Here is a 23,689-nt window from a genome sequence, read left to right on the forward strand (position 1 = left end):
ATAAAAATATACATTAATATAAAAAACGTACGCATAAATGATACATCAAATATGCGTACATTTTTCTATTAACCACAAAAAGTCCGCTTGATATACCAAGCGGACTTTAGTATTAGTGAAACTTATGTATTATAATTTACCGAGGCGTTTCATAACATTATAAATTTTTTCAGCTAGTCCTGTCATTTGGAATTTAGGAATACCACAGGCAGCCACACGAATACCCTTAGCTAAAGCAATAACATAAACATGTTCTTTCTTCAATTCTTCGCAGATAGCATTAGCAGAATCTGTAGGAATTGTAATGAAGAAACCACCGCGGTAAGGCAACATAGGAAGGCCTACTTGTGCGGCTTCTTGTTTGAAGATGTCAGCACGATCGCGAATCAATTGGTAATAGCTATTACGCTCCTCTTCATAGGTTTTAAATTTAACAGGATCTGCCACAATATTTGCCATTGTACGCATTGCAGGACGACAAATATTAGACCATGTTGCACGGCTAGTATTTTTGTTGATTTCTAAGAATTCATCAGCGATTTCTTCGTCATCAGAAATACCAATCATAGCACCTACACGTTGACCGTACATAGTAAAGCCTTTAGACAAGCTATAGCACACACATGTAAGGATAGCTTTTGGCAAGTGCCCAAATTTGCTAAAGAATCCACGTACTTCCTCTCTATCACCAGAGAAGTCAAGATACGCCACATCAATACCAATGATGACATTATTACGACCAATCGCAACAAGTTCTTTCAAGAAATTAAGGATGGAGTCCCAATCTTTATCTTCAATAGAGTAACCAGTTGGGTTATTACCAGGTGTATTAAATAGGATTACTACATTTGTTTGTCTTGCTGCTAATTCGTTTACACGATTTTTAAATGCTTCATGATTAAAGTTATTTTGCTCATCAAATAAAGAGTACGTTACAAGTGTACGACCAATGTCGCTACAAATTACTTTATAAGCACCCCAGTACCAGTCAGCAGTTAACACTTCATCACCAGGCTCAGTATAGTTATGAATTAAGTGATGGATACCGCCAGTGCCACCAGCTGTAGCGATGCTACGGATGTGACCTTCAGGACGAGAATTACCAAAACATTCTTTCTCAGCAGCTGCTAAAAACTCTGGAACACCTGCAATTGGAGCATAGCCAATATGTTCAGTGTCAGAAAGACCCAAATATTCTTCTTTAACGGTTTTGAGGAAAACTAATTTGCCATCTTCATCGTGAATAGCACCTAAAGTACCATTTACAACGTTCTCGCGACCATTTTCTTTAGCATCAGCTAATGCTTGTCCAGCAGTAACGAAGATCACGTCTTTTAATTTTTTCCCTTTTGCATGCTTTGCAGCTACACTTGTCATAACTTACACCATCCTATCTAAAATGAATATTACACATTTATAATACCTAAACTTATTTAATTATACAATGTGTATTCAGAAAATATATTGTATACATAAGAAATTTTACTAATCACATTCAATTTAATCATTAATCTAGCTTTGTATAGAATATATCAAATATCCTATACAAAGGATTCAAAATTAATAATATACAAAAAACAGTAAATTTATAACAAAAAAGGACCACTCTTATGAGTGGTCCCCCAGTTCCTTAGAAGGAGTAGCCTACACCAGCGTGTAAACCTTTTGCAGTTTTATCATTGCTATCTACGCTATATTTATCATAGCCATAGTATAGATTTAAATCGATATCAGGGCGTACTTCGTATTGAGCACCTACTTGGTAAGTTTGCTTAATATCGTTACCCCAACCAGCTTTAGCAAAGCCGTTTACTTTGTCTGTCAAAGGTACATGACCGATAACACCAGCTTGGAAGCCTAGTTCAGTGTCATTTGTACGAATTGCAGTACCTGCACCATAAACGTTTACGTTTGGATGCACTTTGTAAACTAATGCTAATTGATGATCTTTGATATCACCATTTTTTGCATTTACTTTATCGTAAGAATATTGTACTGCCGTTTTATCGGAAAGATCGTGTTGCAAAGAAACACCGAAACCATCGTTGCTATTACCGCCACCTTTGGATACATGTTGTTTAAATGCATAATCAGCTTGTACCTTAGTGGAACCATCGCTAATTTTTGTTACAGGTGCTGCAGCAAATGCACTACCTGCTACAACTGTTGCTGCTAGAGTTAATAATACTAATTTCTTCATTTGTACCTCCTATACACATACCTATTTGTATGTCTTACTAAGTTACTATTTACAGATGTTATAGTTATACACTCTATAAATTAGCGTTTCATGAATACAGGGATATCAGGGATACCACTGTTAGAATTTGTAGTGGATGCTGGACGAGATGTAGTCGTTGTTTTACCGAATTCTGGTACACTTTTTGCACTAGAATTGAAGCCAGTAGCAACAACTGTAATTTGTACTTTATCGCCCAAGCTTTCATCGATAACAGAACCGAAGATAATATTAGCATCAGGATCTGCTGCATCAGAAATAATTTCAGCTGCTTCATTAACTTCAAAGATGCTCAAATCAGAGCTACCAGAAATATTAAGCAAGATGCCTTTTGCACCATCGATAGAAGTTTCCAACAACGGGCTGTTAATAGCCATTTTTGCAGCGTCAGCAGCGCGGTTTTCACCTTCGCCAACACCAATCCCCATCAAAGCTTCGCCTTGTTCTGTCATGATAGTTTTAACGTCAGCAAAGTCAAGGTTAATCAAACCAGGAATTTGAATCAAGTCGGAAATACCTTTGATACCTTGGCGAAGAACATCATCGGCTTTACTGAATGCATCAGTAATAGTACATTTTTTATCAACAACTTGTAATAATTTGTCATTAGGGATAACGATAATTGTATCAACTTTTTGAGTCAAGAACTCAATACCTTTTTCTGCTGCAGCACGACGGCGTTTACCTTCGAACGCGAAAGGTTTAGTTACTACGCCTACAGTTAACGCACCAACTTCTTTAGCACATTCTGCAACGATTGGAGCAGCACCAGTACCAGTACCACCACCCATACCTGCAGTTACGAATACCATGTCAGCACCTTCAAGAGCTTTGATGATTTCTTCGCGACTTTCTTGAGCAGCTTCTTCACCAACTTGTGGATTAGCACCTGCACCAAGACCTTTAGTTACTTTTTCACCAATTTGAATTGTTACATCTGCTTTAGACAATTCAAGCACTTGGTTTTCCGTATTAACTGCTAAGAATTGAACACCTTTAATTTGGTTATCTACCATGCGATTAACAGCGTTGTTACCACCGCCACCAACACCGATAACTTTAATATTTGCAAAATCAGACATTGAACTTCCTCCTCTTATCGTTATTTATCGTATCAATATACGTCCCAATGTATCGATTTATATACTGACTATCTTATAACAATTACATTTATTTTACACTAAAATTTAAAAACTTTCCACTATATAGAATGTGATTTATTAGAACCGCTTAGTCATAATAATCTTGCGTATAGCACCTACATTAATAAATACTCGCAACCCAAACCCAATGAGAGCTACATAATATAGATTAATACCAATTAGGTCGCCTACATATACAAGAATAACAGCTAACACTACATTTGAAAAGAACCCAATCACAAAATTACTAAGATCAAAAATTCGTTCCAAGGCAGCTCGACTACCGCCAAACACTGCATCCAACGCTGCCAGAACCGCTACAGATGTATAATTCGCATAACTGATAGGAATATGAAATGGTGCTATCCAACCTAATGTAGCCCCTACAATGAGCCCAACGATGGCAAAGATATAAATATTCATTCTTTACCTCCTAACTCATTAGGCTTCATATGTTCTTCTCGGAAGGTTCCTGTAAAAGCTGGAATAGCTATCTCATTCTCTTCCTTGATAGTTACTTTAATTCCCCAATGTTTAAGCGAATCGACTACGCCACCACGCATAGTAAGCGCAGAGTTTAACGTTTTAGGATCACCAATAGCTTTTACAACGAAGGGAGCCCCAAAGACTTTCCCATTAACTGTAATAGTAGGACCGGAACAACGTATTTCTGATGTACCAATCAACCGTTGATCATTGATAGCTATCGCCTCAGCCCCACCAGCGCGTAACTCATTAACGATACGTAAAATATCTTCATCATGAATTACAAACAAGTTAGGATTTTCACCACTTTGAATTGGTTTTAAACTATCTTCGATTAACACGCTAACTCCAGAACCTTTAACATTTGTTAAGGCCGCTCTCATCATGAGCTGCTCATCAACTTTAACGTCTGTAGTAGTACCATTTTGTTTAAGCGTTTCTATTTGCTTCAATAAAGCATCCCGCTCGCTTTGGGCTTCACGTAGTTGAACGGCTAAATCACCAGCCCGTTGCAAGCGAATGTTTTCTTCTATATTATCTTGTGTCATCTTATATTGAGTTACAACCATGAACCCTAATATACAACTGACTAAGGCTATTGCCCACCGTTCGTGTCTCACGACAATCATCTACCTTTTATCTTCAACATGACCTTGTTTATCTTGTTTTGTATCATCTTTCTTAGTAGATGAAGTTTCCGTAGTCGGTGCCCCATTTTGATGTTTCTTTCCTTCCGGAATTACATCAGTCTTAATGTACGGTGATGAAATATTAACATCTATATATTGTACATTACCATGAGTTTTCTTAATATCTTGTAACATCGACTGTGTTAGCTCTGCCTTTTTAGGTAAGTCTTTACCATCACCTAAGCGAATCTGTACACCAGATACAGTATAAGCCATAATCGCATCAGGATCACCAATATTGACCTCTGCAATATTCTTGAACGTATTTTCATCAAGAGAATTCAAATACTCAAGAGCCGCTAGAATCGGCTTATCTACAACTGTATCGCCTAATAAAATATTTCCAGCTTTCACACCAGAAATCATTGGTACAGATGTATCTTGTATAGCTGGTTCTGATGCGATAACTTGACCTTTACTATCAATCGTTAAGTATCCGAACTGGGCCGGTACTACAGCAACGGCCTTACGTTCTACAATGTGAACCTCCATAGTCAGTGGCAATTGATATCGTATTTGGGCCTCTTCAACCCGCAAATCCTTTGCCAATCTAGATTTTAATTTTTCTGTACTAATTTGCAAAATATTGACAGGTTCATGTATATCACCTGCCACCATTACATCTTGTACAGTTACCTTATCCGAACCCGTAATCTTTAAGGATCCAAAAGGAATAGGTAGTGTAAACAACCCCACCAACACGAGAGTAACTGCACCACCGATTTTTAACACTCGTTTTCTAAATACAGCCCGTTCGTCTCGAACAGGTGTAGAAGACTGCATCTCCCCAGAGTTGGATGGATGGTTTTGCTTATCATCCATAGATAACTCCTTCTGTTCTATTTAGCCTTTAAAATTTCCCTATACTAGCTGTTAATAGAATTTTTTCACATAATGTAGGGAAATCAATTCCCATTTCATTAGCTGCTTTTGGTACTAAAGACGTTGCCGTCATACCAGGAACGGTATTGTACTCAAGAACATACATTTTATCTGCATGATCTGTCATAATATCTACACGAATAACCCCACTGCCTTGCACCTCGCGATACACAAGTTCCCCAATGCGTTGCATTTCAGCAGTCATTTCGTCGCTAATAGGTGCTGGTACCAAGTATTCTGTAGCACCTACAGTGTATTTGCTTTTGTAGTCATATTCGCCAGAATGTGGACGAATTTCAATGACTGACAATGCTTTACCATCCAAAACAGCCACCGTAAACTCGCGACCATCAAGGAATTGTTCTACTACGAGAATTGGATCATATTTAAGAGCCTCTGTTACTGCTGCTTCTAATTGTGATTCCTCACGAACGATTGTAACGCCAATGCTGGAGCCTTGCGTAGCAGACTTAACAACTACAGGAATAGTAAATTCTTTACGAATATGATCGATAATTGCCTCGGCAGATTCAAGATTACCATTATAGGATTCAGATCTTGCAGTTGGAATATTAGCGCCTTTAAATACGTCTTTACTTACTTTTTTATTCATGCCCACAGCATGAGCCATGATGCCAGAGCCAGTATATGGGATTTCTGCCATTTCTAAAAGGCCTTGCAAAGCACCATCTTCACCATAGCGACCATGAATAGCATTAAATACGACTTCACCGCCTAAGGAATCGATATCTTTCAATACTGTACGAGGATTAAGTTCTAATGTTTGAGCCTTATACCCTTTGCTCACAAGTGCTTCTGCAATAGCAGCGCCTGTGCGACGAGATACTTCAGCTTCTTCGGAAGGACCACCCATCAATACGATTATTTGTTTATCTTTCATTGTAAGCCTTCCTCCAATATCGCTAATAATTTTGGGCCATATTGATTGATAGAACCAGCGCCCATTGTAATAACCAAGTCATTTGGTCTTACTACTTTTGCCAATACTTCAGGTAAATCATCAACAGATGGTACATAATTTACGTCTTGACCGGTAGCCTCTTTGATGGCATTTGGAATCGTAGTCCCATCAATACCAGGGATCGGATCTTCACCAGAACTATAAATGTCTGTCATGTACACTTCGTCAGCGCTTGTGAAAGCAGTAGCAAACTCATCCTTCAACAAACTTGTCCGTGAGAATCGATGTGGTTGGAATACACAGATGACACGATGTTTCTCAAGTTCTTTTGCTGCTTTCAAAGTAGCTTTAATTTCTGTAGGATGATGAGCATAATCATCTACAACCCACACGCCAGCTACATGGCCTTTCGTTTCAAAACGGCGTTTTGCACCTATAAATTTGCCTAAGCCTTTAGTAATAACACGTGCTTCTACGCCACAACAATCATGAGCCACAATAAATGCCGCTAAAGAATTCAATACGTTGTGGTCACCAGGTACACGCAAACGAACGCGATCAATATTAACACCTTTATGATATACATCGTATACCAACGTAGAATCTACATAGTGAATATTTTTAGCTACATAATCATTACTGTCATCTAAGCCATAAGTAATAAAGTTGCGTTTTACGCGATTCATAACATAGCGAATACTTTCATTGTCACCACATACGATGGCCTTGCCATTTTCTGGAAGTGTTTCTACAAACTCACAGAATGCATTAAGCAAATTATCCATCGTTTTGTAGTGATCCATATGATCATCTTCAATATTAGTAATAACAATAGTATGTGGACGCAACTTCAAGAAAGACCCGTCACTTTCATCCGCCTCTACAACGGAGAAGTGGCCTTTACCAAGACAGCTGCTGCCTTTAAGGTAATCGACTTCACCACCAATAATTACCGTAGGGTCTGCATCGGCTTCTACTAAGATTTGGCCAATCATAGATGTAGTAGAAGTCTTACCGTGTGCCCCTGCTACTGCGATGCCATCCGTTACATCAAGCACTGCTTTTACAATATCAGAGCGATGCAAAATGGTAATTCCTTGTTCTTTCGCAGCGACGATTTCAGGATTATCCTCACGAATCGCTGTAGAACGAACTACTGCATCTACACCATTTACATATTCTTTATTATGACCAATATGAACAGTAGCACCCATTTCTCTAAACTTAGAAATAACTGCAGATTCAGCTACATCTGAACCAGATACGTCATAACCTTTTTGAATTAAAATATTCGCTATAGCACGCATGCCAGATCCACCGATACCAATGAGGTGAATCTTGTGAATACCATCTAACATAAAACCTCTCCTTGTTACTTTGCAATAGATAATGCAAGTTTTGCAATATCTTGAGCTGCATTTGGTTTGCCCAACTGCAATGCTCGTTCTCCCATTTGTGCCAACAAATCACGGTTGTCCATAAACATCTCAATTTCACCTATTAAGTCATGAGCACTCAACATTTTATCAACGATCATGTGAGCCGCCCCTTCTTGCACAAAGATACGCGCATTATAGGTTTGATGGTCTTCCGCTGCATATGGATACGGCACCAATACAGATGGAATACCACGAACTGCTAATTCAGCAAGACCTATAGCACCAGATCTAAACACAGCTAAATCAGCGGCAGCTAAAGCCTTCGGCATATCATGTAAATACGGCAAAATTAAAGATGATTGACCCAAGCCTTCCCCATCGGTAATACCCAATTGAGATAGTACAGATTCATACTCCCCACTGCCTGTAATATGAATTAATTTAATCCCTTCTTTACCTTGGAAATGCTTATGTACATCAATCATGGCATTATTGATGGTTCGCGCCCCCCGAGAACCACCCGCTATGAGGACTGTGAAAGTATCATCACTTAAATTGAAATAATTGCGCCCCGCTGTTATTGAGTCAACTAACACCTCAGGACGAACTGGATTACCAGTATACACTACGCGTTTTGCTTTCGAAAAAGATGCTGCTGCATCCTTATAGCCCATCGCTACAACATCAACAAAACGGCTCAAAATTTTATTAGTAATGCCTGCAATGACATTCTGCTCTTGAATTAAGGTTGGAATGTTATGTAATGCAGCTGCCATGAGTATAGGCCCACATACATAACCACCCGTACCAATTACCACATCCGGTCGAAATTTACAAATAATAGCATTAGCTTTAACTATGCCTAACGCAGTTTTACCTAATGTGACTAATGTACCCAATGATAATTGACGTTGCAAACCTTGTACGGGAATCGTAGTAAACTCAATCCCCTCTTTAGGAACTAATGTAGCTTCTAAGCCTTGCTTTGTCCCTACATATAAAACCTTTGCATCAGGGTGTTGTTTCATGATTTCCTTATATATAGTTATTGCTGGATATATATGTCCACCAGTGCCACCACCAGAAATAATGATTTTTTTCATTAATGGTGTCCCCCTTCTTGCAACATCTGAACACAGGCTTTAAAGTCGTCACCGCGTTCTTCGAAACAACTGTACCAGTCAAAGCTTGCACAAGCTGGAGATAGTAATACAATATCACCAGACTCAGCTAATTTATAACCTTGTTCTACAGCGTCTTTCATAGATAAAGCGCGGTAAATAGGTTCTACACCAGCCTCTTTTGCAGCCGCTTCAAATCGTTCTGCTGCTTCCCCCATGAAAATGACAGCTTTTGTATTTTCTTTAACAAGCTGCATAAACTCTTCTAAAGGTGTCATTTTATCATGACCACCAGCCAGCAGAATAACTGGTTTATCAAAAGATTCCAAAGCTTTAACTACAGAATCAACATTGGTCGCCTTAGAGTCATTATAGAATGTAATCCCATCGATTGTTTTAACCCGTTCCAACCGATGTTCTACACCGTGAAATTCACTAATAATGCGATGGATTTCCACTACAGGTACACCTAACGCATAGGTTAAAGCAATAACCGTTAAGATATTTTCGATATTATGACTACCTGGAATATGAATATCTTCATCGCCAATAACAGCTGTCGCTACGCCGTTCTTTACTACATAACACTGACCATTAGCATAATATGCTCCATTCTCAACAGTTTGTTTTTGACTAATTTGTAGAATGTGACTAGGCGCACGATGCTCCATATCAGCTACTACAGAATCATCAATGTTGAGAACTAAGTAGTCCGATTTCAATTGGTTTTCAAAGATCCGTTCCTTAGCCGCAATATAGCTTTCCATCGTCTTATGACGCGCTAAATGATCTGGCGTAATATTGAGCATAATAGCCCCAATAGGTCTAAAATGCTTAATTGTCTCTAATTGATAGCTAGATAGCTCGGCTACTAAAAAACCACCTGCTGGCATCGAATAGGCCACTTCACTAAGAGAGTCGCCAATGTTTCCACCAACGCGAACTGGCTTTCCAGAACCTTCTAGCACTTTAGTTAATAAGGTTGTAGTCGTAGTCTTACCATTTGTACCTGTAACAGCTACGATAGGTGATTTAGATACTTCGTAAGCTAACTCTACTTCGCTAACCACATCAATGCCGCGAGCTTGAGCTGCTTTTACAATGGGAATATCTAAAGAAATACCTGGAGAAATAACAATGCGATCCACGCCATCTAGCAAGGATTCATCTTGACGACCTGTAATAATTTCTACCCCAGCAGAAACTAAACGTCCTTCCTCCGTAGTAGGCAACATTACAGGCTTATAATCATTTAACACAACATGAGCACCCACTTGGGCTAATACCCAGGATGCGCCTATACCGCTGGCACCAGCGCCAAGTACAAGTATATGTTTATCTCCGTATTCCATCTGTATCACCTAAATTATCTACAAAAATAATGTATTCCTATCCTATAAGCATACCATTATTTACGGGTTCCGTTAAGTATTATCTTATAAAGTTATAGTCGCTAATACTACACCAATAACGGCTAATACAGCACCAGCAAACCAGAAGCGGTTAACTACGGTTTGTTCTGCCCATCCAGACAATTCGAAATGATGATGAATAGGGCTCATTTTAAATACACGTACACCGCGTGTCTTAAAGGAAATAACTTGGATAATAACAGATAATGCTTCCATAACAAAAATGCCACCGATCACTACAAGTAACAATTCTGTTTTAGTTAAAATAGCCATGGCTGCAAAGGCACCACCTAAAGCCAAAGAGCCTGTATCACCCATGAATACTTTAGCTGGATTTACATTATATACCAAGAAGCCAAGACATACAGCGGCCACAATAGCACCAAAGTAAGCAACGCTTTCAGCACCAATAGAGTTCGTCATAGATGCAGCCATAAGACCAATAACGGAGAAGGCAATCGCCGCCACTGCGGATGTACCGCTTGCAAGACCATCAAGGCCATCGGTAAGATTTACAGCATTTGTAGCACCTACGATAATTAAGAACGCCAATACATAATAACCCCAACCTAATTGAAGTTGTACATCTGCTACAGGAATCCACAATGTAGTAGGAACAACCATAATTTCAGTAATGCAGTAACAGAATACAGCTGCCAAAATAAATTGGCCCAATAATTTTTGCTTAGCTGTTAAACCAAGATTACGTTTTTTAACGGCTTTTACAAAATCGTCAAAGAAACCTAATAAACTATGACCTAATGTTAGGAATAATAACATCCCTGTGCCTACATTCCAAGGTGCAAAAATAGCGACACCAAGAACGAGAGCAATCATCATGAAAGCACCACCCATTGTCGGTGTACCAGCTTTTGCTTGATGGCTTTCAGGACCTTCTTCACGAATACTTTGTTGTGCGTGCAAAGAACGCAACATAGGAATACCGATTTTACCAAGCACGACTGTAATGATAAAGGTCACTACAAAGGCTAACAGAATATGATATATCATATGAATCCTCTACTTATTAATAAACAGATGACGGCTAGATACAACTAGCCGTTATCTTTTATTCTCGATCTTTTAATTCTTCAACAACGCGCTCCATTCGCAAACCACGGGAACCTTTTACAAGGATAACATCCCCTTTTTCACGAATATCGCTATAGGCATTGGCCATTTCTAAATGGCTATTACAACGGAATGTAGTTAATCCTGCTTTTTTTGCTTCTTTAGCTATAAAAGCAGCTGCATCACCGAAGGTGAATACTACACTATAACCCTCTTCAGCCAATAGTTGACCGATTTCACGATGTGCATCCTCAGAGAAATCGCCAAGTTCAAGCATATCTCCGAGCATGGCAATCTTACGTTTTCCTTCTAATTGCCCCAAAGCTTTAATTGCTTCAGCCATAGAGGAAGGATTTGCATTATATGCGTCATTCAAGATAACGATATCTTCAAATGGTACGATTTCTTGGCGCATAGGAGTGCCTGTAAACTCGCTTAAGCCTTTACGAATTGTATTGGATTTAATCCCCAACACACGGCCTGCTACGATGGCCGCCAATGCATCATAAACATTGTGTTCACCAATCATAGGCAAGAAAATATCAAAGACTTCGTCATAACATTTGCAAGTAAACTTGATACCGTCTTTTTTATAACGCAAATGACTGCCAATACATGTAGCATTACGTTCGATACCATACGTAATAGTCTTACCTTTAGCCAGGGTATCCATAGCCTTAACATATGGATCATCTTCATTGAGAATCGCCACACTATTTTCTGGCAAACAACGAATTAACTCACCTTTTGCTTCTGCAATGGCTTCACGAGAGCCCAATAGCTCGATATGGCTCGTACCAACATTCGTAATAATACCCATAGTTGGTTCAGCGATTAATGCGAGCTCTTCAATTTGACCAAGACCACGCATCCCCATTTCTACTACACAAGCTTCATGTTCTGCAGTTAAACGCAACAATGTTTTTGGCAAGCCAATTTCATTATTAAAGTTTTTCTCTGTTTTTAAAACGTTAAATTCTGTACCTAGTACAGCTGCTACCATTTCCTTTGTCGTAGTTTTACCAGAGGAACCTGTAATAGCTACTACAGGAATATCGAAACGGCGACGATGATAACGTGCCAAGTTTTGGTATGCTACCAAGGTATTTTCTACCTCAATACAAACAATACCTTCTACGGCACGACCTTTTTCTACAATAGCACCTGTAGCCCCCTTTTCAATGGCCGTATTGATAAAATCATGACCGTCAAAGGTATCGCCTTTTAAGGCTACAAATAAAAATCCTGATTCAATAGTTCTTGTATCAGTAGACACATCTAAAAACTTAATATTGTCGGTATGTGCACTCGTCCCCGCAGTGGCTTCAACCACTTGAGACAATGTAAATTCTGCCATATTAGATCTCCTTGAGGGCTGCTCGCGCCTCTTCACGATCATCAAAATGAATCGTTTTATCCTTTAAGATTTGGTAATCCTCATGCCCCTTACCTGCAATCAGTACAATATCCCCAGGTTTTGCATTTTGTATTGCATGTTGAATCGCTTCCCGACGATCAACAATAACTTCATAATGAGAGCCTTCACGAAGGCCTTCTTTAACGCCTGCTTCAACATCTTTTACAATTTGTACAGGATCCTCTGTACGTGGATTGTCAGACGTTACATACACAACATCACCATATTGTGCAGCAATGCGGCCCATAATAGGACGTTTAGTAGCGTCTCGGTCACCACCACAGCCAAAGACTACGATAATGCGATTTTCTTGAATAGCTTTTGCAGTTTGTAAAATATTTTCTAAACCATCTGGTGTATGTGCATAGTCTACAACAACTGCAAATGGTTGACCTTCTTCGATTAACTCAAAGCGACCAGGTACAGCACTAAATGTTTTTAATGCTTTATCGATATCTTCCATTGAGATACCTTCTAACAAACAAGCACCGATAGCTGCTAATGTGTTATACACATTAAATAGACCTGTCGTATTCATAGCCACCGTATAGTCATGACCATCATAAGATACAGTATAACGGCTAGATTTAGGAGTCATATCAACATCGTGAGCATTCAATGTGCCGTTCCCATCAATACTATAGGTAATGATAGGTGCTTTAGTTTTTTCAACAACCCGATGACCATAGGCGTCATCGATATTGATAATAGCGCCCTTACCAGATTTAGTTTGGTTCGGTGCGCTAACTTGTTCAAACAATTTACACTTAGCCGCCAAATAATTTTCAAAGGTCTTGTGAAAGTCCAAATGGTCTTGTGTTAAGTTCGTGAATACTGCTGTATCATATTCAACACCAGAAACTCGGCCTAATGCTAAGGCATGTGAAGATACTTCCATTACACAATGGGTAACGCCTTCCTCTACCATTTGATGAAGAATATGTTGTAAATCCACTACATCAGGTGTCGTATTATGAATTGGATATGTTGTATCGCCGATCATAATATGAACAGTACCAATTACACCTACTTTATGGCCTTGAGCTTTCAAGATATGACGAATCATATGAGTCGTAGTCGTTTTACCATTCGTACCAGTAACGCCAATCATACGCATGGAATTTGCTGGATAATCAAAGAAATACGGCACGCATGCCATCATAGCTTTTCGAGTGTCCTCTACAGTGATAATACAAACATCACCACTTACCTCTACTGGTTTAGACACAAGTACAGCTACTGCACCAGATTCTACGGCTTTATTTACATAATTATGGCCATCTACAGTGGCACCATCTAAAGCAATAAATAAACTACCGGCTTTAACAGCACGAGAGTCCGCTGTAATATCTAAAATTTCAACAGCTGTATTACCTGTTACTTGCGGCGCTTGCAAGGTTTTCACTATATCTTGTAATTGTTTCATATACAATCTCCTTTACACGCAAAGGAAAGCAGCCCAATACGAGCTGCTTTGCCTGTTAGTCTATAATTTGCTGTTTCTCTTGCACATTACGTTCAGTAACAGCGCTTTTTGTGCTATAAACAAAAGAATCAGGCAAAACCATCCCTAGTTGTTCTTCTGCGATCTGTTGGATACGAACAGGAGACTTCAAGGAAGCTACCTCTACATCCAATGCATCGTTATCTTTTGTTAATTGTACTACAGCTTGCTGTGTTTTAACTACCTCGTAGCCTAATTTTGTGCTGTATGCATTCATAACCATCATGATAAGCAAAAATGCAACTAATGCGGCAATACCATATACAACTTGCCACATCATAGGGCTCAAATCTAAAGCCACATTTGCACTACGTTTTCTCCCTTGTGTAGCGACCAACATATCGCCTTTTACTTGGCCCACAACAGCCTTTCTCGCTAACATAAACACTAACCCCTTCCAATTCTACAACTTGACGGCTACACGCAACTTCGCGCTTCTAGCCCTCGGATTAACCTCAATCTCCCCTGCACTTGGCTCTATAGCCTTATTCTTTGCCTTCACAACTGCTTTATGGTTACATACACACATCGGCAATTCTGGAGGACATATACACGCTGTACTTAACTCTTTGAAAGTTTGTTTCGTAATTCGATCTTCCAATGAGTGGAATGTGATAACCCCAATTTTCCCCTTTGGTTTCAACATAGATACAGCATCTACAAAACTATCATGCAAGATAGCTAATTCTCTATTTACTTCAATGCGAATGGCTTGGAACGTCCGTTTCGCCGGATGTGGTCCATCTTGACGCGCCTTCGCAGGTATTGCTTGCTTAATAATTCTAACTAACTCACCAGTAGTGGTAATTCGATTTTCTTGACGCGCATTAACGATAAATTCAACAATGCGCTTAGCCCATCGTTCTTCCCCATAATCGCGAATGATTTGCAGCAATTGTTCAGCATCGTACTCATTGACAATTTCCTCTGCTGTAAGTGGTGCATCTTTATCCATACGCATATCGAGTGGTCCATCATTCATATATGAAAAGCCACGTTCTGGGGTGTCTAGCTGATAACTTGATACGCCAAGATCAAATATAAAACCATCTACTTCATAGATGCCCGCATTCTGCAGGGCTTCTTTTAAATTAGAAAAGTTTGTTGGTATTGTTAATACCTGACAATTTAAATCAGACAATCGCTGTCGAGCTACGCTCAATGCGTCTTCATCTTGATCTAAACCTATTATCATGCCTTCTGGGTCAAGCATTTCGCCCACTGCGTGAGCATGTCCTGCCCCACCAAGGGTACAGTCCACATAAATGCCTTTTGGATTAGTTACGACAGAGTCCACCGTTTCACGTAAAAGTACGCTAGTATGATTAAATTCCATCATAGCCTCCTATAACATAATCCCTTCAAGCCCTTCGACTAATTCTTCCATACTTTCAGCCACTTGATCATCATAGTAATCGTATTTTTCGCGGCTCCAAATTTCAACGTGATCCCCAGCACCGACTATAACGGCCTGTTTATCAAGGCTTGCATATTCACGTAGTGGTACAGGAATGAGGACACGACCTTGTTTATCATATTCAAGCTCAGCAGCACTACCGAAAACAAAACGTTTTAAGGCACGTACGCTAGCTTTAGTGGAGGATTGTGATTGTAAGGCATCAGAAATTTTCTTCCACGCCTCTTGGGTGTAAATAGCTAAGCAGTCATCTAAGCCCTTTGTGACAATGCACAAATCACCTAGTTGTTCACGTATTTTGGCAGGTATAATCATCCGCCCTTTTGTATCAATGGTGTGATTATATTCTCCCATGAACATACGTATCACCGCCCTTTACTATTCCTTATCCACCACTATATGGTAAATTCTACCACAATTCACCACCTTTAACAACAAATTTTCCATTTTTAACCCACTTTTTTATATTTTTCTTATTCAACCTCTATTTTTCTCCTTTTTTCTACAATACATATGTTCGACTATAAAGCCAAAACTAGCTGTTAAAAACCACTATCTACCACTACAGTAAAAAATCAACGACTTAACAGAGTAGAGTGAGACCAGTTCTTAACAGATAACATCCTCACTACATTTCATAATGGGTAGAGTCCCCACAAAAAAAGAAAACCGCGTAACATTTCTGCTACGCGGTTTCTATACCTGCGATAGATTAAAGAATTAATCTATCAATTGGGAGGCTAATTATTTAGTTGTTTTTACAGCTGCTTGTGGGGCTTGTTGTGGTTGTTGTGCAAGCACTTTATCAAGAAGATCACGGATTTCTTTATTTTGAGCTTGTAAATCAGCCACTTTATCCTCAAGAACTTTTACAGTTGCTGGGGATGCTTTAGGAGCTGTAGGAGCATTACCGATACCGATTGTTACACCAGCATTTGCCATTACGCTATGGTCACCACCATAAGCTGCGCCAGCATGGATTAACAAATCAGGATTTGCATAATGAGCTACACCCAATGCAGTAGATGTTTTACCTTTGTAAGTACCAACAGCTGCCATAATTTGAGCTTTTTGACCTTCGTGGTATTCGATAGGTTTCAATGCTGCCAATGCTGCTGCAGAAGCACCAACTGCTTTCACATCACGTTCTACGCTGCTAATGCGGCGAGAGTTTTCTGCGATTTGTGCATCGTGTTGAACAAGTGTTGCATGATCTTGTAATGCAATGTTGGAAGCTTTCAAGCTGTAGTTTGCAGCCTCTGCTAATGTACTGATATCTTGAGTATTTTTGTTTACTTGTAAGCCTAATACATTAACTTTTTCATTGTTTTCTAATGCCAATGTACCTACTGCTTTAGTCAATTTAACGTTTTCATCAACTTTAGTATTTACATTTGCAATTGCTGTTGCATTGTTAGAAATGTCTTCTGTATTTTTGTTTACCTGTAAACCTAATACACTAACTTTTTCATGATTTTCTAGTGCTAGAGTACCAACAGCTTTAGTTAATTGTGCATTTTCATTAACTTGGTTAGCTACTGCAGTTACACGGTTATCTACCTTAGTGATATTTGTAACATTAGTATCTACTTTAGCATTTAGAGTGTTGATGTTTGTAGTATTTGTATTAACTTGGCTAGATACTTTGCTAATATTGCTTGTATTTGCATTAACTTGGTTAGTTACATTTGTAATATTAGTTGTATTTTGGTTAACAACATTATTAATATTAGCAATATTAGTTGTATTAGTATTAACTTGTTTAGATACATCGTTAATAACTTTACTATGTTCATCAACTTTGTTGATTACTTTTTGTACAGTTACATTAGTATTTTGAATTGCTTCAACATTTTGCTTGATCGCTGCTTTGTTAATATTGATGTTTTCAGTGTTATGTTTGATTGCTTCAGTATTAACAGAAACTTGGCTTTGAACAGTTTTAATGCGTTCTTCGTTAGCATTTGCTTTTTGAGTATTAGCATTAACTTGTTCTTTCACTTTGTTTACATCAGCACCTACGTTTTGTAAGTTTTTGATTGCTTCAGTGTTTTTGCCAACTTGGTCTTTCAAGCCAGATACATCAGTTTTGATATTGTTGATTACAGTATTTTGATTATTTACTCTTACATCAATATCAGTCACTTTGTTGTCAATATTAGTTACTTTATTATCAATGTTTGTAACTTTTGCATCAATATTCTTAACATCATTTTGAACATTAGTAATATTGTTGTTTACAATATTAAGTTGTTTATCAACTTTAGCACTAATATTGTTGATATTGTTATTTACAATATTGATTTTTTGATCAACTTTAGCATTGATGTTTGTGATATCAGCTTTAACTACTGTCACATCAGCTTTAATATTGTTTACATTCTTTTCAACGTTAACAACATTAGCTTTAATGTTATTAATATTGGAAGTGTTATTTTGAATGTTTACAGTATTAGCTTGGATGTTGCTGTTTTGAGCGTTAATGTTTTGAGTGATATTTTCTACTTTTTGAGCTACATTAACGATTGTAGTATTACCTTTACCAACTTGACCTTTTAAGGACTCAATAGCTTGAGCATTAGCATCAACTTTACCGCTTAAGTTGTTAATAGCAGTTGTATTAGATTCAATACGACCAGTATTAGCATTTACTTTAGCTGTTACATCAGTAATGTTAGCTGTGTTACCAGCAACTTGTTTACTAATGTTTGCAATAGCTGTTGCATTGTTAGAAATGTTAGTTGTGTTATTTGTAACTTGTTTACTTACATTAGCAATAGCTGTTGCATTGTTAGAAATGTTAGTTGTATTATTTGTAACTTGTTTACTTACATTAGCAATAGCTGCAGTGTTATTAGCAATATTTGTAGTGTTGTTAGTTACATCTGTGCGAATAGCTTTGATATCTGCAGTGTTAACATCTACTTTATTGCTGATGTTTGTCACATTAGCTTTAATGTCAGTAATAGCTTTACTATTATCAACGATTGCTTTTGCGTTAGCATCAACTTTAACATTTACTTCATTAACTTTACTGTTGATAGTTTTATTGATTTCTGTGTTGTTATTAGCAATCTTAGCATCAATATTTTGGTCAACTTTGTTAATGATTGTTGTGTTATTAGCAGTAATCTTAGCATCGATATTTTGATCTACTTTGTTAAGAATTGTAGTATTGTTAGCTTCAATCTTGTTATTGATAGTAGATTCAATGTTAGTGATAGTAGTACCAACTTTGCCGTTCAATGCTTCGATAGCTTTTGTATTCTTGTCGATAGCAGTTGTATTGTTAGCAATATTTGTAGTATTAGCTTTAACACTATCTTCTACTGCTGTAATACGAGTAGAGTTATCTACAATGTTATCTTGTAAGTAGTCTAAACGTTGGTCATGACGATCTACGCGACCTTTCAAGCCTTCAATATCACCTTTAATACCGTCAACTTTAACATTTACCTTGTTGATTGTATTGTTAATTTCCTTGTTGTTTTCGGTAATTGCATTTGTGATATTTTGGTTGATTACGGTATTGTTAGCTTCAATCTTAGCATCGATATTTTTATTAATAACTACATTGTTTTCAGTAATTTTGTTATTAATAGTAGTTTCGATATTTTGAACCGTTTTACCAACTTGACCTTTTAATTCATCAATAGCTTTAGTGTTATTAGCAATATTAGTAGTATTTACTTTAACATTATCTTCTACTGCTGTAATACGTGTAGAGTTATCTACAATGTTGTCTTGTAAGTAATCTAAACGTTGGTCATGACGATCTACACGACCTTTCAAGCCTTCTACATCACCTTTAACACCGTCAACTTTTACATTTACATTGTTAATAGCTGTAGTATTATTAGCGATGTTTGTAGTGTTGTTTGCGATGTTTGTAGTGTTTTCAGTGATACGTTTGCTATTGTCAGCAATTGCCACTACATTAGCTTGAATGTTTGTAGCATTGTTAGTGATGTTAGTAGTATTATTTTCTACTTTACCATTGATATTAGTAATTTGGTTTTTAATATCGTTGATGACTGTAGAAGATTTACCTACTTGACCTTTTAATTCATCAATAGCTTTTGCATTAACATTGATATTTGTAGTGTTATTTGCAATAGCAGCTTTGTTATTTGCAATAGCAACTTTGTTATCGCCAATGAATTTACGGTTTTCAATTGCAATTGTACCTGCTACGTTGATGTCTTTAGTGTTTTGTTCAACTTTAGCAGTAAGGTCTTTCAAGTCACCCTTAACACCGTCAACTTTAACGTTTACATTGTTGATTGCAGTTGTATTGTTAGCAATGTTAGTAGTGTTAGCATCTACTTTCACATTAGTTGCATCAATACGTTTGCTATTATCTACAATAGCCTTTGTATTAGCATCAACTTTAACGTTTACGTTGTTGATTGCAGTAGCATTGTTAGCAATGTTAGTAGTGTTAGCATCTACTTTTACATTAGTTGCATCGATACGTTTGCTATTATCTACGATAGCCTTTGCATTAGCATCAACTTTAACGTTCACGTTGTTAATTGCTGTAGTATTTTTAGCAATATTAGTTGTGTTATTAGCAATATTTGTAGTGTTATTTTCTACTTTACCGCTGATATTAGTAATTTGTTTCTTAATATCGTTGATAACTGTAGAGGATTGACCTACTTGACCTTTTAACTCATCGATAGCTTTAGCATTGATATTGATATTTTTAGTATTGTTTGCAATAGCAACTTTATTATCACCAATGAATTGACGGTTTTCCATTGCAATTGTACCAACTACATTAATATCTTTTGCATTAGCTTTCACACCATCTTCAACTATAGAGATACGTGTGGAGTTATCTACAATATTACCTTGTAAGTAATCTAAACGTTCATCATGACGATCTACACGACCTTTAAGGCCATCTAAATCACCTTTAAGACCTTTCAAGTCACCTTTAACGCCATCAATCTTAACATTTACATCACCAATCTTAGTATTGATTGTGTTGTTGATTTGTTTGTTGTTTTCATTGATTTTTACATCGATGTTTTTATCAACTTTGTTAATGATTGTTGTGTTATTAGCATTGATTTTTGCATCAATATTTTGATCTACTTTATTAATGATTGTTGTATTGTTGCTGTTAATTTTATTATCAATGTTTTGGTTGATAACAGTGTTGTTAGCCTCAATCTTAGTATCGATATTTTTATTAATAGTTACATTGTTTTCAGTAATCTTGTTATTAATTGTAGTTTCGATATTTTTAATTGTAGTGCCAACTTGACCTTTTAATTCGTCAATTGCTTTAGTGTTTTTATCAATAGCAGCTTTATTATTGCCGATGAATTGACGATTTTCTAAAGCAATATTGCCAACTACATTGATGTCTTTTGCATTAGCTTTAACACCATCTTCTACTACAGAAATACGTGTAGAGTTATCTACAATATTACCTTGTAAGTAGTCTAAACGTTCATCATGACGATCTACACGACCTTTAAGGCCATCCAAATCACCTTTAACACCATCAATCTTAACATTCACATCACCAATTTTTTTGTTGATTGTATTGTTAATTTGTGTGTTATTTTCGTTGATTTTCACATCAATGTTTTTATCAACTTTGTTAATGATTGTTGTATTGTTAGCATTAATCTTAGCATCAATATTGTTATCTACTTTATTGATAATAGTAGTATTGTTAGCTTCAATCTTATTATCGATAGTTTCATTAATTACTGTATTGTTTTCGTTGATTTTATTAGTAATTGTATTTTCGATATTTGTGATTTGATTGCCAACATGACCTTTTAATTCATCAATAGCTTTTTTATTGTCGCCGATGAATTTACGGTTTTCAATAGCAATTGTACCAGCTACGTTGATGTCTTGTGTGTTTTTGTTAACTTGAGCTTCAAGATCTTTTAAGTTACCTTTAACACCATCAATTTTTTGATCAATTTTGATGTTATTGGAATTAATCTTAACATCGATATTATTATTTACTTTGTTAAGAATTGTAGTATTGTTAGCTTCAATCTTAGTATCGATATTTTTGTTAATTACTGTATTATTTGCGTTAATTTTATTAGTAATTGTATTTTCGATATTTGTGATTTGTGTGCCAACATGACCTTTTAATTCATCGATAGCTTTTTGGTTGGCTTTTACACCATCTTCAACAATGGAGATGCGTGTAGAGTTATCTGCAAGGTTATCTTGTAAGAAGTCTAAACGTTGATCATGGCGATCTACACGATCTTTAAGACCATTCAAGTCACCTTTAACACCGTCAACTTTTACATTAACATTATTAATTGCAGTTGCATTCGCTTCCACTTTGCTATTGATATTAGTGATATTGTTTTTAATATCTTTAATATCTACTTGAACATTGCCGATGTTTTGACCAACTTTGCCTTTCAAGTCAGCAATATCTTTAGTATTGATATTAACTTGATTTTGAGTATTAGCTACGTCAGTTTTAATTGTTTTATTATCTTGTTCAAGTTGTTGCATACGACCTTCATGATTGCTTAACGCTTCATTGTGATAGTCGAATCGCTTCATCAAGTCAGTATGATTTTTATCAACTTTAGTGTTTAATTCAGTGATTGCAGTCGTATTTTTGTTGATATTTGTAGTGTTGTTAGTGATGTTTGTTGTATTAGCATCTACTTTAGCACTTAAATCAGTTACAGAATTATTAATCTTAGTAATATCAGCTTTAACAGCATTAATTTTATTATCAACGTTAGTGTTTACTTGATTAATAATAGTTGTGTTGTTAGCTTCAATTGAAGAATTAATATTTTTGTTAACTTCATTAATGATATTTGTTTTGCTATCGTTAATTTTAATATCTACATTGTGATTAACTTCGTTGATAATCTTAGTGTTGTTTTCACTAATCTTATTATCAATAGTTGTGTTAATATTATTGATTGTTGTGCCAACTTTACCTTTCAAGTCTTCGATGGCTTTTTTATTTTCACCGATAGCTTTTTTGTTATCAATGATACCTTTGCGGTTTTCCATCGCAATAGTATTGTTGAAAGTAATGTTGTTAGTGTTTTCTTCAACTTTAGCAGTCAAATTAGTAATAGCTTTGCTATTATTGTTAACATTAACAGTTAAATTATTGATTGCTTGTTTGTTGTCGTTAACTTTAATATCAACTTTGTTAATGTTATTATTCAACTCAGTCTTAACATTAGTAATGTTGTTATTTAACTCAGTTTTCACATTGTTGATATTTGTTTTAATATCATTAATCTTAATATCTACATCTTTGTTAACATTATTGATAATAGTTGTATTGTTATTTTCAATAGTCTTATTAACTTGGTTTAAAATTGTAGTGTTATTATTTTGAATTTCAGTATTAATGTTTTGATTTACTTGGTTAATAATATTAGTATTATTAGCTTCAATGTGTTTTTTAACACTTGCATCGATATTAGTGTTTACATTATTAACAACATTGTTCGTGATATTAGTAACTTGTTTATTGATTCTTGTATCGATGTTGTTGTTAATTTCAGTAAATCTAGCATCGATATTATTGTTAATATTAGTAATATCTTGTTGAATATTAGAAATTTGAGTGCCAACTTTACCTTTTAGGCCTTCAATATCTTTACTATTTTGATTAACTTTAGCATTGATATTAGTAATATCAGTTTTAATGCCTGTAATGTCAGTTTTAACATTACCAACTTGGTTGTTAATATTCGTAATATTAGTAGTATTATTTTCTACTTTTTGGTTAAGAATATTAATGTTGGCTGTGTTTTTCTTAACATTTTCAACATCAGTAGTTATAACTTTATAGTAGTTATTAACAATAGTAACTCCGTTAGAACCGCCTTTTTTAGGTTCTTGTTGTTGCTGTTGTTGTGGCACTTGTTGTTGCCATTGTTGCTGCTGTTGTTGTTGCTGTTGTTGTTGCGGCACTTGTGGACGTGGACGTCTTTGTTGCTGCTGTTGTTGCTGTTGCACTTGTTGTTGCCATTGC

The 23,689-nt window shown here is 36.6% G+C and carries 17 protein-coding genes; all 17 read right to left on the reverse strand.

Going from position 1 to position 23,689, the window contains the following annotated elements:
* Positions 1-129 precede the first annotated feature (129 nt).
* A complete protein-coding gene (locus tag VEHSUH06_RS07135; RefSeq protein WP_105082082.1) occupies positions 130-1,377 on the reverse strand; it encodes an aminotransferase class I/II-fold pyridoxal phosphate-dependent enzyme in 1,248 nt (415 codons plus the stop codon).
* 253 nt (positions 1,378-1,630) lie between these two features.
* Positions 1,631-2,200, reverse strand: coding sequence for an outer membrane beta-barrel protein (locus VEHSUH06_RS07140; protein ID WP_054748658.1), 570 nt, complete (start codon positions 2,198-2,200; stop codon positions 1,631-1,633).
* An 80-nt stretch (positions 2,201-2,280) separates the two neighbouring features.
* The gene (gene ftsZ, locus VEHSUH06_RS07145) at positions 2,281-3,321 is read right to left on the reverse strand and encodes a cell division protein FtsZ (protein ID WP_054748656.1); all 1,041 of its coding nucleotides are present in this window, start codon (positions 3,319-3,321) and stop codon (positions 2,281-2,283) included.
* Between the two features lie 138 nt (positions 3,322-3,459).
* Positions 3,460-3,804 carry a small basic family protein gene (locus VEHSUH06_RS07150; RefSeq protein WP_105098330.1) on the reverse strand — a complete coding sequence of 115 codons (345 nt, stop codon included), beginning with the start codon at positions 3,802-3,804 and terminating at the stop codon, positions 3,460-3,462.
* Positions 3,801-4,496 (reverse strand): DUF881 domain-containing protein, encoded by a 696-nt coding sequence (locus tag VEHSUH06_RS07155; protein WP_105098331.1) that lies wholly within the window; start codon positions 4,494-4,496, stop codon positions 3,801-3,803. The genes VEHSUH06_RS07150 and VEHSUH06_RS07155 overlap by 4 nt, the downstream gene beginning before the upstream one ends.
* The gene (locus tag VEHSUH06_RS07160) at positions 4,497-5,378 is read right to left on the reverse strand and encodes a cell division protein FtsQ/DivIB (protein WP_105098332.1); all 882 of its coding nucleotides are present in this window, start codon (positions 5,376-5,378) and stop codon (positions 4,497-4,499) included.
* Between the two features lie 28 nt (positions 5,379-5,406).
* Positions 5,407-6,339 (reverse strand): D-alanine--D-alanine ligase, encoded by a 933-nt coding sequence (locus tag VEHSUH06_RS07165; protein WP_009351744.1) that lies wholly within the window; start codon positions 6,337-6,339, stop codon positions 5,407-5,409.
* Positions 6,336-7,718, reverse strand: coding sequence for a UDP-N-acetylmuramate--L-alanine ligase (gene murC, locus VEHSUH06_RS07170; protein ID WP_105098333.1), 1,383 nt, complete (start codon positions 7,716-7,718; stop codon positions 6,336-6,338). Before murC ends, VEHSUH06_RS07165 begins: the two co-directional genes overlap by 4 nt.
* A 14-nt stretch (positions 7,719-7,732) precedes the next feature.
* Positions 7,733-8,842, reverse strand: a complete 1,110-nt coding sequence (murG, locus tag VEHSUH06_RS07175; protein ID WP_105098334.1) for an undecaprenyldiphospho-muramoylpentapeptide beta-N-acetylglucosaminyltransferase — start codon at positions 8,840-8,842, stop codon at positions 7,733-7,735.
* A complete protein-coding gene (murD, locus tag VEHSUH06_RS07180; protein WP_105098335.1) occupies positions 8,842-10,212 on the reverse strand; it encodes a UDP-N-acetylmuramoyl-L-alanine--D-glutamate ligase in 1,371 nt (456 codons plus the stop codon). Before murD ends, murG begins: the two co-directional genes overlap by 1 nt.
* Positions 10,213-10,296: 84 nt before the next feature.
* On the reverse strand, positions 10,297-11,283 hold the full coding sequence (gene mraY / locus VEHSUH06_RS07185) for a phospho-N-acetylmuramoyl-pentapeptide-transferase (protein ID WP_105082089.1): 987 nt from the start codon (positions 11,281-11,283) through the stop codon (positions 10,297-10,299).
* Positions 11,284-11,341: 58 nt separating this feature from the next.
* Positions 11,342-12,700, reverse strand: coding sequence for a UDP-N-acetylmuramoyl-tripeptide--D-alanyl-D-alanine ligase (gene murF, locus VEHSUH06_RS07190; protein ID WP_105082090.1), 1,359 nt, complete (start codon positions 12,698-12,700; stop codon positions 11,342-11,344).
* 1 nt (position 12,701) lies between these two features.
* Complete coding sequence (locus VEHSUH06_RS07195) at positions 12,702-14,186, reverse strand: UDP-N-acetylmuramoyl-L-alanyl-D-glutamate--2,6-diaminopimelate ligase (protein WP_105098336.1); 1,485 nt, start codon at positions 14,184-14,186, stop codon at positions 12,702-12,704.
* 55 nt (positions 14,187-14,241) lie between these two features.
* The gene (gene ftsL / locus VEHSUH06_RS07200; protein WP_054748650.1) at positions 14,242-14,646 is read right to left on the reverse strand and encodes a cell division protein FtsL; all 405 of its coding nucleotides are present in this window, start codon (positions 14,644-14,646) and stop codon (positions 14,242-14,244) included.
* Positions 14,647-14,667: 21 nt separating this feature from the next.
* Entirely contained in the window at positions 14,668-15,600 is a 933-nt protein-coding gene (gene rsmH, locus VEHSUH06_RS07205; RefSeq protein ID WP_105082092.1) for a 16S rRNA (cytosine(1402)-N(4))-methyltransferase RsmH, read from the reverse strand.
* 9 nt (positions 15,601-15,609) lie between these two features.
* On the reverse strand, positions 15,610-16,041 hold the full coding sequence (gene mraZ, locus VEHSUH06_RS07210) for a division/cell wall cluster transcriptional repressor MraZ (RefSeq protein ID WP_009351750.1): 432 nt from the start codon (positions 16,039-16,041) through the stop codon (positions 15,610-15,612).
* 384 nt (positions 16,042-16,425) lie between these two features.
* A complete protein-coding gene (locus VEHSUH06_RS07215; protein ID WP_233187905.1) occupies positions 16,426-23,628 on the reverse strand; it encodes a YadA-like family protein in 7,203 nt (2,400 codons plus the stop codon).
* Positions 23,629-23,689: the final 61 nt, after the last annotated feature.

The organism is Veillonella sp. S13053-19 (genome assembly GCF_002959835.1).
Lineage (GTDB): Bacteria > Bacillota > Negativicutes > Veillonellales > Veillonellaceae > Veillonella > Veillonella rogosae.